13 protein-coding genes are annotated in these 13,611 nt (G+C 69.9%); 7 read left to right on the forward strand and 6 right to left on the reverse strand.

Annotated elements, in window-relative coordinates; all coding sequences use genetic code 11:
- Positions 1-87 precede the first annotated feature (87 nt).
- A complete protein-coding gene (locus ACTJKK_RS11645; protein ID WP_440748106.1) occupies positions 88-1,155 on the reverse strand; it encodes a sensor histidine kinase in 1,068 nt (355 codons plus the stop codon).
- A gap of 10 nt (positions 1,156-1,165) precedes the next feature.
- Positions 1,166-1,903: a response regulator transcription factor gene (locus tag ACTJKK_RS11650; protein ID WP_440748107.1), complete on the reverse strand. Its 738-nt coding sequence runs from the start codon at positions 1,901-1,903 to the stop codon at positions 1,166-1,168.
- An 87-nt stretch (positions 1,904-1,990) separates the two neighbouring features.
- On the opposite strand from ACTJKK_RS11650, the gene ACTJKK_RS11655 reads away from it, so the two are divergent.
- The 3 genes from ACTJKK_RS11655 to ACTJKK_RS11665 are packed head-to-tail and all read left to right on the forward strand — an operon-like array spanning position 1,991 to position 4,748.
- Positions 1,991-2,677, forward strand: a complete 687-nt coding sequence (locus ACTJKK_RS11655; RefSeq protein ID WP_440748108.1) for a M15 family metallopeptidase — start codon at positions 1,991-1,993, stop codon at positions 2,675-2,677.
- A complete protein-coding gene (gene alr, locus ACTJKK_RS11660) occupies positions 2,674-3,792 on the forward strand; it encodes an alanine racemase (protein WP_440748109.1) in 1,119 nt (372 codons plus the stop codon). The genes ACTJKK_RS11655 and alr overlap by 4 nt, the downstream gene beginning before the upstream one ends.
- Positions 3,789-4,748 carry a D-alanine--D-alanine ligase family protein gene (locus ACTJKK_RS11665; RefSeq protein ID WP_440748110.1) on the forward strand — a complete coding sequence of 320 codons (960 nt, stop codon included), beginning with the start codon at positions 3,789-3,791 and terminating at the stop codon, positions 4,746-4,748. The genes alr and ACTJKK_RS11665 overlap by 4 nt, the downstream gene beginning before the upstream one ends.
- 18 nt (positions 4,749-4,766) lie before the next feature.
- On the opposite strand, the gene ACTJKK_RS11670 is transcribed toward ACTJKK_RS11665, so the two are convergent.
- Together ACTJKK_RS11670 and deoD are read right to left on the reverse strand one after the other, a co-directional pair.
- Positions 4,767-7,268: a DEAD/DEAH box helicase gene (locus ACTJKK_RS11670; RefSeq protein ID WP_440748111.1), complete on the reverse strand. Its 2,502-nt coding sequence runs from the start codon at positions 7,266-7,268 to the stop codon at positions 4,767-4,769.
- Positions 7,269-7,308: 40 nt separating this feature from the next.
- Positions 7,309-8,022: a purine-nucleoside phosphorylase gene (deoD, locus tag ACTJKK_RS11675; RefSeq protein WP_247633162.1), complete on the reverse strand. Its 714-nt coding sequence runs from the start codon at positions 8,020-8,022 to the stop codon at positions 7,309-7,311.
- 128 nt (positions 8,023-8,150) lie between these two features.
- On the opposite strand from deoD, the gene putP reads away from it, so the two are divergent.
- Positions 8,151-9,635, forward strand: a complete 1,485-nt coding sequence (gene putP / locus ACTJKK_RS11680) for a sodium/proline symporter PutP (RefSeq protein ID WP_440748112.1) — start codon at positions 8,151-8,153, stop codon at positions 9,633-9,635.
- Between the two features lies 1 nt (position 9,636).
- Here putP and ACTJKK_RS11685 read toward each other — a convergent pair whose 3' ends face one another.
- Together ACTJKK_RS11685 and ACTJKK_RS11690 are read right to left on the reverse strand one after the other, a co-directional pair.
- Positions 9,637-10,305 carry a DNA alkylation repair protein gene (locus tag ACTJKK_RS11685; protein ID WP_440748113.1) on the reverse strand — a complete coding sequence of 223 codons (669 nt, stop codon included), beginning with the start codon at positions 10,303-10,305 and terminating at the stop codon, positions 9,637-9,639.
- A 55-nt stretch (positions 10,306-10,360) separates the two neighbouring features.
- Complete coding sequence (locus ACTJKK_RS11690) at positions 10,361-11,398, reverse strand: FUSC family protein (RefSeq protein WP_440748114.1); 1,038 nt, start codon at positions 11,396-11,398, stop codon at positions 10,361-10,363.
- Positions 11,399-11,509: 111 nt separating this feature from the next.
- On the opposite strand from ACTJKK_RS11690, the gene ACTJKK_RS11695 reads away from it, so the two are divergent.
- The 3 genes from ACTJKK_RS11695 to ACTJKK_RS11705 all read left to right on the forward strand — a co-directional run bounded on the left by ACTJKK_RS11695 (position 11,510) and on the right by ACTJKK_RS11705 (position 13,579).
- Complete coding sequence (locus tag ACTJKK_RS11695) at positions 11,510-12,565, forward strand: DUF998 domain-containing protein (protein ID WP_247957476.1); 1,056 nt, start codon at positions 11,510-11,512, stop codon at positions 12,563-12,565.
- 103 nt (positions 12,566-12,668) lie between these two features.
- Entirely contained in the window at positions 12,669-13,124 is a 456-nt protein-coding gene (locus tag ACTJKK_RS11700) for an SRPBCC family protein (RefSeq protein ID WP_247957477.1), read from the forward strand.
- A gap of 176 nt (positions 13,125-13,300) precedes the next feature.
- Entirely contained in the window at positions 13,301-13,579 is a 279-nt protein-coding gene (locus tag ACTJKK_RS11705; RefSeq protein WP_440748115.1) for a hypothetical protein, read from the forward strand.
- The last annotated feature ends 32 nt before the right edge of the window (positions 13,580-13,611 follow it).

The raw sequence follows: 13,611 nt of genomic DNA on the forward strand, positions 1-13,611 counted from the left end.
CTCAGGGACCGAGCGGCGGGCGGGGCCCTGCGACAGGCTCACGGACCCAGTTCCGGTGGGGTGGGCCCTTCGTCTCGCTACGCTCGCTCAGGAGCCGGCGGGCCGGGGCAGCCACACCGTCACGATGAGGCCGCCGTCGGGGCGCGGGGTGAGCACGAGACTCCCGTCGTGGGCCTGGGCGATCCGCTCGGCGATCGCGAGGCCGAGCGCGGCGCCGACGTGGTCGTCGCCGCGGGCGCGCTCGGCACCGCGCTGGAACGGTTCGACGAGCACCTCGACGCGATCGGCGGAAACGACCGCTCCGGTGTTCTCGACCACGACCGCGAGCCCCGCGGGGAGGTCATGTGTGCGCACGGCGACGCGTCCGTCGAAGTCGAGGTTGTGAACGATCGCGTTGTGCACGAGGTTCGTCACCAGCTGCTGCAGCAGCGCCCCCGACCCCGAGGCGACCGCAGGAACCCCACCGACCTCGACCGTGACCCCGCGGCGGTCGGCCAACGGCAGCAGGGCCTCGACCGCCTCTTCCGACACGAGCGACAGATCGACGGGCTCATGCGTGAACGATCGCCGGTCGGCACGGCTCAGCAGCAGCAGCGCCTCGGTCAGTTCGATCGCCCGGACGTTGACCTCGCCGAGCCGCGAGATCAGGGCGTCGACGTCGCGGTCGGGATCGGTGCGGGCGACTTCGAGCAGCGTCTGCGAGATCGCCAGAGGGGTGCGCAGTTCGTGTGAGGCGTTCGCGGCGAATCGGCGCTCCTCCTCGACGTGGGCCTCGATCCGTTCGAGCATCGCGTCGAACACGTCGGCCAGGTCGCGGAACTCGTCGGCCGGACCCTCCAACCGCACCCGATGCGACAGCGACCCCTGGGCGGCGAGCTGAGCGGCGGCGCCGATGCGCGACAGCGGAGCGAGCATCCGTCCGGCCAGCAGCCACCCGCCGGCGAGCCCCGCGGCGATCAATCCGATCATCGCCCAGGTCGCGAACGGGGTGAATGCGCGGATCAGGTCGGAGCGATTCGGCACGAAGAATCCCGCATCGATGTTCTGATCCGGCACGTACCTCAGCAACCACAACCACACGACCGCCAGCAGCACGAAACCCGCCAGCGCGACGACCCCGGCGTAGCTGATGGCGAGTCGCAGACGTGCGGTCATCCCGCGATGTCTAAGCATCGGCATCCGCCCCGGCATCCGCCGCCGCGCCCCCGGCATCCGACACCGCATCCCCGGCATCCGCCGCCGCATCCGTCGCGATCCGATACCCGACGCCCGGCACCGTCACGATCACCCAGGGTTCCCCGAGTCGCTTGCGCAGCGATGACACGGTGATGCGCACGGCGTTGGTGAACGGGTCGGCGTTCTCGTCCCAGGCGCGCTCCAGCAACTCCTCGGCGCTCACGACCCCGCCCGCCGCGTCGACGAGCACCTCGAGCACCGCGAACTGCTTGCGGGTGAGGGCGACGTACCGCTCATCGCGGAAGACCTCGCGGCGGAACGGGTCGAGCCGCAGCCCCGCGACCTCGAGCACCGGCGGCCGGGCGCGCTCGCGGCGCCGCCCCAGCGCACGCAGGCGCAGCACGAGTTCGCGCAGTTCGAAGGGCTTCGTGAGGTAGTCGTCGGCGCCGAGCTCGAACCCCGAGGCCTTGTCGTCGAGGCGGTCGGCGGCGGTGAGCATGATGATCGGGATGCCGCTGCCCGACGCGACGATCGCGCGGGCGATGTCGTCGCCCGAGGGGCCGGGGATGTCGCGATCGAGCACCGCGATGTCGTAGGAGTTGATGTCGAGCAGTTCCGAAGCGACGTGCCCGTCGCCCGCGATGTCGGCGGCGATCGCCTCGAGCCGCAGCCCGTCGCGGACGGCCTCGGCGAGGTAGGGCTCGTCCTCGACGATCAGCACACGCATGGCTGCGATCCTACGCACCCGCGCATATCGGGAGCATATGCAGAACCGCATACGCCCCGGCAACAGCCCGGCGACTGCACTGGGGGGATGAACAGCACCACCTCCACCACCCGCCGTGCGCGGCGGATCGTCTGGTCGGCGATCGCACTGATCGTCGCCGCCATCGCCGCCTTCGCCGTGCAGCAGTCGCTCGCCGCAGCGGATGCCGTGCTCTCGCACAGCTTCACCGCCGGCCCCGGGCCCGACGCCTCCACCGACGACAGCGCCGCTGAGACCTCGGCGGGTGCCGCCACGATCCCGCCGGGAGGATCGGTGCTCGCTCCGAGCGACGCCGACGGTGTGATCCGTGACGGCGACCAGCCGACGGTCTTCGACACCGATCGTGTGGCCGTCGGCAACCTCGACCCGGCGCTGCTCGACGCGCTGCAGCGCGCGGCATCCGACGCCGACGTCCCCTTCCTCGTCAACAGCGGCTGGCGCTCGGCGGCCCTGCAGCAGCACATGCTCGACCAGGCCGTGATCAGCTACGGATCGGCCGAGGAGGCGGCGCGCTGGGTCGCGACGCCCGAGACCTCGCTGCACGTGTCGGGCGAGGCTGTCGACCTCGGCGGTCTTCCGACCCTCGACTGGCTCGCCCAGCACGGCGCCGGCTACGGACGCTGCCAGATCTACGCGAACGAGTCGTGGCACTACGAACTCCGGCCGGATGCCGTCACTCAGGGCTGCCCCGAGATGTACGACGACCCGACCGAAGACCCGCGGATGCAGCGATGAGCGCCGTCATCGAGGGGGTCGCGCTCTCGCGGCTGCACGCACCGACGCTCACCACCCTGCCGACAGTCATCGCCGCGAACGTCGCGCGGGTGCGCGCCTCGACGCGCGCCGCCATCATGGCGGTCGTCAAGGCCGACGGCTACGGCCTCGGGGCCGTGCCGGTCGCGCGTGCCGCGGTCACCGCCGGAGCGACCTGGCTGGGAGTGACGGATGCCGCCGACGCCGTCGAGCTGCGTGAGGCCGGGCTCACGGAGCCGATCCTGGCGTGGCTGAATCCCTCGGGCGTCGATGCGCGGCTCGCGCACGAACATCGCGTCGACATCGCGGTGGGATCGGTCGAGGAGCTGCGACAGCTGGCGGCGGATGCCACCGCTCCCGTGCGCGTGCACCTGCATCTCGACACCGGGATGGCTCGCGGCGGATGCCCGGTCGAGGACTGGGCCGAACTGCTGCGGGTCGCACGGTCGGCGCGCGGACGGATCGAGGTCACCGGTGTCATGGGGCATCTGCCGCGGGCCGACGCCGGCGACCCGTGCGCGAACGCGGCGGCGGTGCGGCGGTTGCGTCAGGGGAGGGATGCCGTGCTCCGCGCCGGCTTCGGGCCCCTGGCCGTGCACCTCGCCGCCACGGCCGGGGCGCTCACCGACCCCGCCACCCACTTCGATCTCGTGCGGATCGGAGCCGGCCTCGTGGGGATCGATCCCTCCGAGACCACGGCGCTCGCCGGGGCTGCACGGTGGACGGCATCCGTCGTGCACAGCGCGCGTGTGCCGGCCGGAACCGCGGTCGGCTACGGCGGTGACCACATCGTCGAGCGCGCGACGCACCTGAGCGTGATCGGCGTCGGATACGCCGACGGGGTGCCCCGCGAGCTGTCGCCGGCGGCGGGTGTCGCGATCGACGGTGCGCGGCATCCGATCGTCGGACGGGTGTCGATGGATCAGATCGTCGTCGACACGGGAGATACCGCGGTTCCGCGCGGTGCGGAGGCGGTGCTGCTCGGGCCGGAGGGCGGTGCCGAGCCGTCGCTGCAGGACTGGGCGCGCTGGGCCGGAACGATCCCGCACACCATCCTCACGGGCATCGGCCCCCGCGTGCAGAGGAGCATCGCATGACCGTGCACGTGCTGGTGATCGGGGGAGGGCAGAACGCCGAGCACGACGTGTCGCTCGCCTCGGCGGCCGCGGTCGCGGCGGCCCTGCGGATGGGGGACCACACGGTGACCTGCGTCACGATCGACCGGGAGGGGATCTGGCGGGCCGACGGCATCCGGGCGGGAGCGTCGGCGGCGGAGTCGCTGGCTCTCGCGATGCCGCTGATCGCGCAGGCCGACGTCGTGTTCCCGGCGGTGCATGGAGCGCCGGGCGAGGACGGCGCGCTCGCAGCGCTCTGCGCGCTCGCCGGAGTACGCGTGGTCGGCTCGGGGGTAGGCGCCGGGGCGCTCGGGATGGACAAGTGGGCGACGAAGCTGGTGGCGGATGCCGTCGGCATCCGGACGGCGCGTGGACGCGTGATCTCGGCCGAGGACATCGGCGACGTGGAGTTCGAGGGTGCCGTCGTCGTCAAGCCGGTCTCGGCCGGATCGAGCCACGGGGTGGCGCTCGTGCGCGAGGAGGCCGAACTGCTTCCCGCGCTGCGCGCGGCGGCGCGACTCGACCGGCGCATCCTCGTGGAGGAGGTCGTGCGCGGACGCGAGATCGACGTCGCCGTGCTGTGCGAGACGGGCGGCATCCGCTGGGCGGCACCGCCGCTCGAGATCCATGCCGAGGGGCTGTTCGACACGGCGACGAAGTACGACGGAACCGCGCGCTTCACGGTGCCGGCGCAGCTCGCGTCCGACGAGTCGGCGGGCCTCAAGCGAGCCGCGCTGGCGATGTTCGACGCGCTCGGATGCGGGGGCCTGGCCCGCATGGACTTCTTCCTCACCGACGAGGGGCCGGTGCTCAATGAGGTCAACACCATGCCCGGGCTCACCGCCGCCTCGCAGGCGCCGCGCATGTTCGCCGCCGCCGGGGTGGCGTATCCCGACCTGGTGGCGCGGCTCGTGAAGGGGGCTCGGGTGCCGCGCTGACTCGCTCCCCGTGGCCGACTAGAGCCGGTCGACCGCCGTGACCGTCACGACCGCTTCCCCGGCCTCATCGGATGCCGCGAGGTCGACGGTCGCCGAGATGCCCCAGTCGTGGTCGCCGGCCGGGTCGTCGAAGATCTGGCGCGCCGTCCACGTCGTCTCGCCGGGGGTCAGGATCAGCAGCGCGGAACTGCGGGCATCCGCCCCGGTGAGGATCTGGTCGTGCTCGGCGAAGTAGCCGTCGAGGGCGTCGTTCCAGGCATCCGCTCCGAAGGCGGGATCGAGTTCGGCGAGGGCATCGGCGTCTTCGCGCGCGGCGAGCTGCACCCGGCGGAACAGCTCGTTGCGCACGAGGGTGCGGAACGCGCGCACGTTGCTCGTGAGGCGCTTCGGAGCGGGCGGCACGATCTCGTCGGGGGAATCGACGCGTCCGTTGTCGATGCCGGCTCGCAGTTCCTCCCACTCGTCGAGCAGGCTCGAGTCGACCTGGCGCACGAGTTCGCCGAGCCACTCGATCAGGTCGCGGAGGTCTTCGGTCTTGAGCTCTTCGGGGATGGTCTGGGATGCCGCGCGATAGGCATCCGACAGGTAGCGCAGCACCACGCCCTCCGAGCGGGCGATCTTGTAGAAGGCGACATATTCCCCGAACGACATGGCGCGCTCGTACATGTCGCGCACGACCGACTTGGGGTGCAGCTCGAAGTCGCGGATCCACGGCTGCGCGGCGCTGAAGGTCTCGAACGCGGCGGTCAGCAGCTCGTCGAGCGGCTTCGGGTAGGTGACCTGCTCGAGCAGCTCCATGCGCTCGTCGTACTCGATGCCCTCGGACTTCATCGCCGCGACCGCCTCGCCGCGAGCCTGGAACTCCTGCTGGCTCAGCACCGCACGCGGATCATCGAGAGTGGCCTCGACGATCGAGATCATGTCGAGGGCGTAGCTGGGGGACTCCTCTCCGAGGAGCTCGAACGCCGCGAGGGCGAACGGAGACAGCGGCTGGTTGAGGGCGAAGTTCGGCTGCAGATCGACCGTGAGCCGGATCTCCCCGGCAACCGTCTGCTCCACCACTCCGGATTCGAGCAGGGTGCGGTAGATGCCGATCGCGCGCAGGGCGAGTTCGCGCTGGCGTGCGCGCGGCTCGTGATTGTCGTATACCAGCGCGCGCATATTGCCGAACACGTCGCCCCCGCGGCCGATGACGTTGAGCATCATCGCGCTGGTGATCTGCATGTGCGAGGTGAGCGTCTCGGGTGTCGCATCGATGAGCTTGCGGAACGAGGGCTCGCCCCACGACACGAATCCGTCGGGCGCCTTCTTGCGGATGATCTTGCGCTTCTTCTTCGGGTCGTCACCCGCCTTGCGGATGGCGGCGAGGTTCTCGCTCTCGTGCTCCGGCGCCTGCGCGACCACGGTGCCCGCGGTGTCGTAGCCCGCACGACCCGCACGGCCGGCGATCTGATGGAACTCGCGGGCGTTGAGCTGCCGCATCCTCGTGCCGTCGAACTTGGTCAGTGCGGTGAGCAGCACCGTGCGGATCGGCACGTTGATCCCGACGCCGAGCGTGTCGGTGCCGCAGATCACGCGCAGCAGACCGCGCTGCGCGAGCTGCTCGACGAGACGACGGTACTTGGGCAGCATCCCCGCGTGGTGCACGCCGATCCCCGCCCGCAGGAAGCGCGAGAGCGTCTTGCCGAACGCCGTCGTGAAGCGGAACGCACCGATCAGATCAGCGATCGCGTCGCGCTGCTCGCGGGTGGCGACCTTCGTGCTCGACAGCGCCTGTGCCCGCTCCATCGCCGCGGCCTGCGAGAAGTGCACGATGTACACCGGTGCCTGGTTCGTGTTCAGCAGTTCCTCGATCGTCTCGTGGATCGGGGTCTGCTCGTAGAAGAAGTGCAGGGGCACCGGGCGCTCGACACCCGTCACCGTCGCCGTGTCGCGGCCCGTGCGGCGGGTCAGGTCGGACGCGAGCGCGGTCACGTCACCGAGCGTGGCCGACATCAGGATGAACTGCGCCTGCGGCAGCTCGAGCAGCGGCACCTGCCAGGCCCATCCGCGGTCGGGGTCGCCGTAGAAGTGGAACTCGTCCATCACGACCTGGCCGACCTCGGCGTCCGTCCCCTGCCGCAGCGACAGGTTCGCGAGGATCTCGGCGGTGCAGCAGATGATCGGAGCATCCGCGTTGACCGAGGAATCACCCGTGACCATGCCGACGTTCTCGGCGCCGAACACCTCGACCAGTGCGAAGAACTTCTCGCTCACCAGGGCTTTGATCGGTGCGGTGTAGTAACTGCGGCGTCCGTCGAGCAGGGCGGCGAAGTGCGCGCCGATCGCGACGAGCGACTTCCCGGTGCCGGTCGGGGTCGACAGGATCAGGTTGTTGCCCGACACGATCTCGATGATCGCCTCGTCCTGCGCGGGGTAGAGGGTCAGGCCGGTCGACTCGGCCCATTCGACGAACGCCGTGTAGACGGCATCCGCATCGGATCCGTCGGGAAGGGTGGCCGGGTCGAGGAGGGATGCCATGGTGCTTCGATCATCCCATCCGGCGCGGGCGGTCGATGCCTCAGACCGAGGTCGCGGCGCGCAGCGCGATGCGGATCATGTCGCCGAAGGTCTGCTCGCGCTCCTGCGCCGTGGTCTCCTCGCCCGTGACGATGTGGTCGGAGACCGTGCAGATCGCGAGCGCGCGGCGGCCGTGGAAGGCGGCGAGCGTGTAGAGGCCCGCGGCCTCCATCTCGACGCCGAGGATGCCGTGCTTCACGAAGGGCTCCGTGAGTTCGGGACGCGTGCTGTAGAACTGGTCGCTCGAGAACAGCTGGCCCACGTGCACGGCGGAATCGAGGTCTTCCGCTTCGCTCGCCTCGACCGCAGCGCGCAGCAGGGCGAAGTCGGCGACGGGGGCGTAGTCGAGCCCGTGGAAGCGCACTCGGTTGATGCCCGAGTCGGTGCTCGCGGCGTTCGCGATGATGATGTCGCGCACCTTGAGCTTCTCGGTCAGCGCACCGCAGGAACCCACGCGCACGATCGTCTGCACGCCGTAGGAGTCGAACAGCTCGTTCGCGTAGATCGCCATCGAGGGCTGACCCATGCCCGAACCCTGCACCGACACGCGGTGACCCTGCCAGGTACCGGTGAAACCGAGCATCCCGCGGGTCTCGGAGTAGAGCTCGGCGTCATCGAGGAAGGTCTCGGCGATCCACTTGGCCCGCAGCGGGTCGCCGGGGAAGAGGACGATGGGGGCGATCTGGCCGGGCTCCGCCGCGATGTGGGTGCTCATCATTCCAATGTACTGAGACTCCTTGTGCGCAGACCTGGCGATTCGCGTCCTCGTTTGACATCATCGAGCGCGACGCGGCGACGATGCCGGGTCGCGATGCGGCTCACGACGCCGCCGAAAGGGAGACCATGTCAGACCAGATCTTCACGTTCGCCGCCCTCGCGCTGTACTTCGCCGGGATGCTCCTCATCGGATGGTTCGCGTTCCGCCGCACCTCCGACCACGAGGACTACATGCTCGGCGGGCGCAACCTGCCGCCGTGGGTCGCGGCTCTCAGCGCCGGAGCGTCCGACATGTCGGGGTGGCTCGTGATGGGTCTGCCCGGTGCGATCTACGTCTCGGGACTCATCGAAGCGTGGATCGCCGTCGGACTGACGATCGGCGCCTACCTGAACTGGCTGCTCGTCGCTCCGCGCCTCCGCGCGTACACCGAGGTCTCGCGCAACTCGATCACGGTGCCGAGCTTCTTCGAGAACCGGCTGCGCGACGGCACGCGCCTGCTGCGCATCATCTCCGGCGTCGTCATCCTCGTGTTCTTCACGCTCTACATCTCGTCGGGAATGGTCGCCGGAGGCGTGTTCTTCGAGAGCTCCTTCCAGGGCGACTACCTCGTCGGGATGCTCCTCGTCACCGGGGTGACGCTGGCATACACGCTCTTCGGCGGCTTCCTCGGGGCATCCCTCACCGACGTCGTGCAGGGGCTGATGATGGTGATCGCGCTGATCGTGGTGCCCGTCGCGGCCATCGTGGCGATCGGCGGATTCGCGGAGACGGGCGACCTTATCGCCGAGGTCGCCCCCGATCACCTCTCGCTGCTGTCGGGCACGGCTCTCACGGGCGGCACCATGCTGGCGATCGTCTCGGCCCTCGCCTGGGGTCTCGGCTACTTCGGTCAGCCGCACATCATCGTGCGGTTCATGGCGCTGCGCTCGCCGCAGGAAGCCAAGAGCGCCCGCCGCATCGGCATCTCGTGGATGGTGCTCTCCCTCGGCGGCGCCGTGTTCTCGGGTCTGGTCGGTATCGCGTTCATCGCCCAGCGCGGCATCGACCTCGCCAACCCTGAGACCGTCGTGCTGCTCATGTCGCAGACGCTGCTGCATCCCTTCGTCGCCGGTCTCGTGCTCGCGGCCGTGCTCGCCGCCATCATGAGCACGGTCTCGAGCCAGCTGATCGTGAGCTCCTCGGCCCTCGTCGAAGACATCTACAAGGTGTTCCGCAAGACGCCGCCGTCGAGCAAGACGCTCGTGCTGCTGGGGCGCATCGGCGTGCTGGGTGTGACCGTCGTCGCGGCCGTGCTCGCGGTCACGCCGAACGACACGATCCTCGGCCTCGTCTCGTTCGCCTGGGCGGGCTTCGGTGCGGCGTTCGGCCCGATCATCCTGCTCAGCCTCTTCTGGCGACGGCTCACCAACTGGGGGGCGCTCGCCGGCATGGTCGTCGGCGCGGCGACCGTGTTCCTGTGGAAGCCGTTGAACACGGGGCTCTACGAGCTGCTCCCGGCCTTCGTCTTCGCGCTGATCGCCGCCGTGGTGGTGAGCCTGCTCACGTATCGCGCGAACGCCGAGATCGACGAGGAGTTCGCCGAAGCCGGCGCCATGGTGGCCGCGAAGTAGCTCAGCCCTCGGCTCGCCGCACCATCTCGCCGATCCAGATCGGGGCGAACGGAGAGGTGCAGCCGGGTGCCGTCGGGTAGTCGGCGAGCACCTGCAGGCGGTCGCCGATCGCGAGGGCGCGCTCGCGCAGATCCGGATGATGGATGCCGATCTGCGCGAGCGTCTCGTTCATCGACCATTGCGGCCGTGCCGGGGCATCCTTCATCTGCGCCTCGATCAGGTCGAGCAGACGGCCGAGGTCGAGGCCGTCGGGGTCCTTGACGACCCGCACCGAGGTGAGCGACCAGGCCGCCGCAGCGACCGTCGGATCGGCGTCATCGAACCAACGCAGCCGCATCTCCTCGGCGAGCGGGGTCTTCTTGGCGACGTAGTTGACGAACCAGTCGTTGACCTTCGGCGGATCGGTCTCGCGCAGCATCGCGTCGAGTTCGTCGGCGGTGAAGTCCTTCGGGCGGCAGACGAGGAGGGCGAGCAGGCGGGCGGGCGTCTCGCCCGTCGCCCACAGCTCCTGCGCGAGCGGGTGGTCGATCTTGATGGTCTTCGCCAGCGCGCGCAGGCGGCTCAGGTTCATGCCGTGGTCGTCACCGCGCTTCTCGTTGGCCGCGCGCATCTTCGGATCTTCGAGGGCGGCGAGTTCGGCGAGTGCCCGGTCGAGGGTGACGTCGCTCATGGGACCAGAGTAGGCCGCACGGTCGACATTCCGACGTCCGGATGCCGCCACCGGATCACTCGTCGTCGACGAGCTCGCCGCGGATACGGCGGAGATCCTCCATGAGCGATCCGATGAGGATCCAGTGCTGGCTCGACGGCGGCCGGATCACGAGCGGAGCGGTGAGGGCCGGGATGGCGGAGGTCAGCGTCTCGGGTTCGGGGGCGACATCGGCGATCTGCACGGCGAGGCGCACGTCGTGCCCGGCTCGTCGGAGTTGCTCGGCGATGGCGATCACCGCGGGTTCCTCGCCGATCGAGTCGTCGTAGTGGTCGGCGTAGGCGCGGGTCATCCCGATCACCTGTGTGACGATCGGCGACAGCCGTTCGAGCAGCGCGCGCATCTCCCGCAGATCCGCTCGGTGCGTGGATCTGCGGGGATTGAGGGTGAGCGATTCCTCGCCCGCGGCGATCGCGGCATCCGCGGCATCCTTCATGGGGCGCAGCAGGCGGGCCTCGAGCATCAGCTCCTGCATCCGTGCCGGAGGTTGCGGGTTCGGGAGAGCGTCGGCCAGCCGGTCGAGGCTCGCCGCGAGCTCGGCACCGAGCAGGCCGAGGTGGTGACGCGCGGGGGCCACGAGCACGGGCGGCACGATCAGGGCGTTCACGACGATGCCGATCGCAACGCCGATGAGCGTCTCGATGATGCGGGCGAACGCGTACTCGGGGCTCGACGAGCCGAGGGCGAGCACGAGCATGGCCGAGATCGCGACCTGATTGCCGGTGCCGGGGGAGGCGCGGAAGATCCACGCCACGAGCATCGCGACGACGATCGCGAGCAGCACGATCCAGCTCGGCGAGCCGAGGAGCAGACCCAGGCCCATCGCGATCACGACGCCCGCGATCACGCCGATGCTGCGTTCGAGGGCCTTCGAGAGGGACTGGTTGACGCTCGGCTGCACGACGAGGAGGGCGGCGATCGCGGCGAACACGGGCAGCTGCGAGGGGAAGACCCATCCGGCGATGAGCCAGGCGGCGATGGTCGCCGCCGCGGATTTCACGACCTGCAGCAGCGGGGATCGCTGGCTGGCGCGGATCGCGGCGGGAATGCGCATGTCCCCACGGTAGTCCCGGAGCGCCGCTTCTCGGGGTGTGCGCAGGAACGGGTGGATGCTTCGACCAATTGCTGATATACCGGCGTAACCAGTTAGTGGTTCGATGTACCCATGGACCAGGGACAACGGCTGCGCGGCGAGACCGTCGCGGTCTGGGCCACGGTCGTCTGCTTCGTGCTCGGCACCTCCGCCGGCTTCCTGCTGCTGGGCCCCGAGCCTCGGATGCTCATCGGCTCCGGCTCCCTGGCGCTTCCCGCCGCGTCCGCCGCCGGTGTCATCGCCGGCGGCGCCTTCGTCGTGAGCACCCTCCGGCATCGCCGGAACGAGACCGCGCCGATGCCGCGCTGGCAGCGCATCATCACCGATATCTCGGCGATCGCCCTCACCGTCGCCTTCGCCGGTGTCGCGGGGATGGGCGTGCTCCTCGGCACCCAGGTGCTGGCGATCGGGCTGCAGGGCCTCGAGCTGACGCTCGTCGGCGGCGCACTGGTCACCGGGTTCGCCGCGGCGGTGGGCGGACGCTTCGCCTTCGCCGCGGGCATCGGGCTGCGCACGGCCGACTTGTCGAGCATCCTGTTCGGCTATCTGGTGATCGGCACCCTCTTCGCGATGGTGACCGCCGCCGACCCCCGATGGTGGGAGATCAACTTCTCGCAGCTCGGCATGGGTGACGACGCCTGGGCGTTCAACGGCACCCTGGTCGTCGCCGGTGCGCTGGTCGGCACGGTCGGTGCGTACATCGGCCGCGACCTGCACCGCATCCTCGGAGACCCGGCGCTCGGACGCATCGCGGTCACCTCGGGACTGTGGATCGTCACCGGGTTCGCGCTCGCCGGGGTGGGCCTGCTGCCGCTGCACCGCTTCCCCGAGGCGCACAACATCGTGGCGCCCATCACGCTCCTGTTCTTCGCTGCGTCGATGACCGTGACGGCGATCGTCGTGCCCGGGGCACCGCGCGCACTGAGCATCACCACGATCGGGGTGGGGGCGCTGGTCACGGTCGCGTTCGTGCTGTTCGCGGTCTTCGGTCTCATCACGATGACCGCGCTCGAGGCGATGGCGGTCGGTCTCGGGCTGCTCTGGATGACGACCCTCGTGCGCGTGCTCGCGATCCTCTCGCCCGACGTGCCGCGTCCGTCGGCGCGCGCGCACCTGCTGCACGCCTGACCCGGGCGCCGAGCATCCGCCTTCGAACGGGTGCTGTCAACCCCGTCGTCTCGATCGGCGATGCCGTGCTGAATAGGACTCCGACTTACAAGGAGGAATCACCATGGCGCAGATCATCGAGACCATCGACGTGGACGTCCCCGTCACCACCGCCTACAACCAGTGGACGCAGTTCGAGAGCTTCCCGCAGTTCCTGTCGGAGGTCGAGTCGATCACCCAGATCGACGACACCCACAACCGCTGGAAGGTCAAGGTCGGCGGTGTCGAGCGCGAGTTCGACGCCGAGATCACCGAGCAGCACCCCGACGAGCGCGTCGCGTGGAACAGCATCGGCGGCGACACCGAGCACGCGGGTGTCGTGACCTTCCATAAGCTCTCCGACATCAAGACACGGGTCACCGTTCAGATCGACTGGGAGCCCGAGGGCTTCGTCGAGAAGGTCGGCTCTCTCGTGGGAGCCGGATCGCACGCCGTGAAGAAGGACCTCGAGAACTTCAAGGAGTTCATCGAGACGCGCGGCGCCGAGACCGGCGAGTGGCGGGGCGACGTCGACGCCTGACGTGCGCGGGCTCGATCGCCGAGCCACCCTCTGCAGTCCAGCCACCCCCTTCTGCCCCGTGCAGGAGGGGGTGGCTCGCGCATAAGGGGGTGGGTCGGCCGAAGATAGGGAATCCGTCCGATGTCGGGAGGGGGCCTCAGAGCGTTGTGTAGGGATATCGATAACGAGGAGGCGTCATGTACGAGCAGACCTATTCGCACCAGGTGGTCACCGCATTCGAGCAGCAGCAGCGGGAGCGGGCGATCGAACGGCGCCGGTCGATCCGCGAGCACGCCGAGCAGATCGTGCCGCGCCCGGTGGGCGTGATCGGGCGGATGCTGGGGCGTCGGGCGAGCGCACTTCCTGTCGTGCGTGGTCGGCGTCGGGTGCCCGCCCCGCAGGGCTCGACGACGGATGCCGCGCTCGCACGCAGCCGCGCCACCGGCGTGCCGCGCGAGCCGGTCGCGGCCCGGTGAATCCGGTCGTCGCACTGCGCCGAGACCGGCCC

Source organism: Microbacterium sp. 22179, from assembly GCF_052045715.1.
Classification (GTDB): domain Bacteria; phylum Actinomycetota; class Actinomycetes; order Actinomycetales; family Microbacteriaceae; genus Microbacterium; species Microbacterium galbinum.

What these genes read in the sequence shown, in the direction of transcription:
- ACTJKK_RS11645 (WP_440748106.1), bottom strand. Translation starts at nt 1,155, where the DNA reads ATGACCGCACGTCTGCGACTCGCCATCAGCTACGCCGGGGTCGTCGCG.
- ACTJKK_RS11650 (WP_440748107.1), bottom strand. Translation starts at nt 1,903, where the DNA reads ATGCGTGTGCTGATCGTCGAGGACGAGCCCTACCTCGCCGAGGCCGTC.
- ACTJKK_RS11655 (WP_440748108.1), top strand. Translation starts at nt 1,991, where the DNA reads ATGAACAGCACCACCTCCACCACCCGCCGTGCGCGGCGGATCGTCTGG.
- alr (WP_440748109.1), top strand. Translation starts at nt 2,674, where the DNA reads ATGAGCGCCGTCATCGAGGGGGTCGCGCTCTCGCGGCTGCACGCACCG.
- ACTJKK_RS11665 (WP_440748110.1), top strand. Translation starts at nt 3,789, where the DNA reads ATGACCGTGCACGTGCTGGTGATCGGGGGAGGGCAGAACGCCGAGCAC.
- ACTJKK_RS11670 (WP_440748111.1), bottom strand. Translation starts at nt 7,268, where the DNA reads ATGGCATCCCTCCTCGACCCGGCCACCCTTCCCGACGGATCCGATGCG.
- deoD (WP_247633162.1), bottom strand. Translation starts at nt 8,022, where the DNA reads ATGAGCACCCACATCGCGGCGGAGCCCGGCCAGATCGCCCCCATCGTC.
- putP (WP_440748112.1), top strand. Translation starts at nt 8,151, where the DNA reads ATGTCAGACCAGATCTTCACGTTCGCCGCCCTCGCGCTGTACTTCGCC.
- ACTJKK_RS11685 (WP_440748113.1), bottom strand. Translation starts at nt 10,305, where the DNA reads ATGAGCGACGTCACCCTCGACCGGGCACTCGCCGAACTCGCCGCCCTC.
- ACTJKK_RS11690 (WP_440748114.1), bottom strand. Translation starts at nt 11,398, where the DNA reads ATGCGCATTCCCGCCGCGATCCGCGCCAGCCAGCGATCCCCGCTGCTG.
- ACTJKK_RS11695 (WP_247957476.1), top strand. Translation starts at nt 11,510, where the DNA reads ATGGACCAGGGACAACGGCTGCGCGGCGAGACCGTCGCGGTCTGGGCC.
- ACTJKK_RS11700 (WP_247957477.1), top strand. Translation starts at nt 12,669, where the DNA reads ATGGCGCAGATCATCGAGACCATCGACGTGGACGTCCCCGTCACCACC.
- ACTJKK_RS11705 (WP_440748115.1), top strand. Translation starts at nt 13,301, where the DNA reads ATGTACGAGCAGACCTATTCGCACCAGGTGGTCACCGCATTCGAGCAG.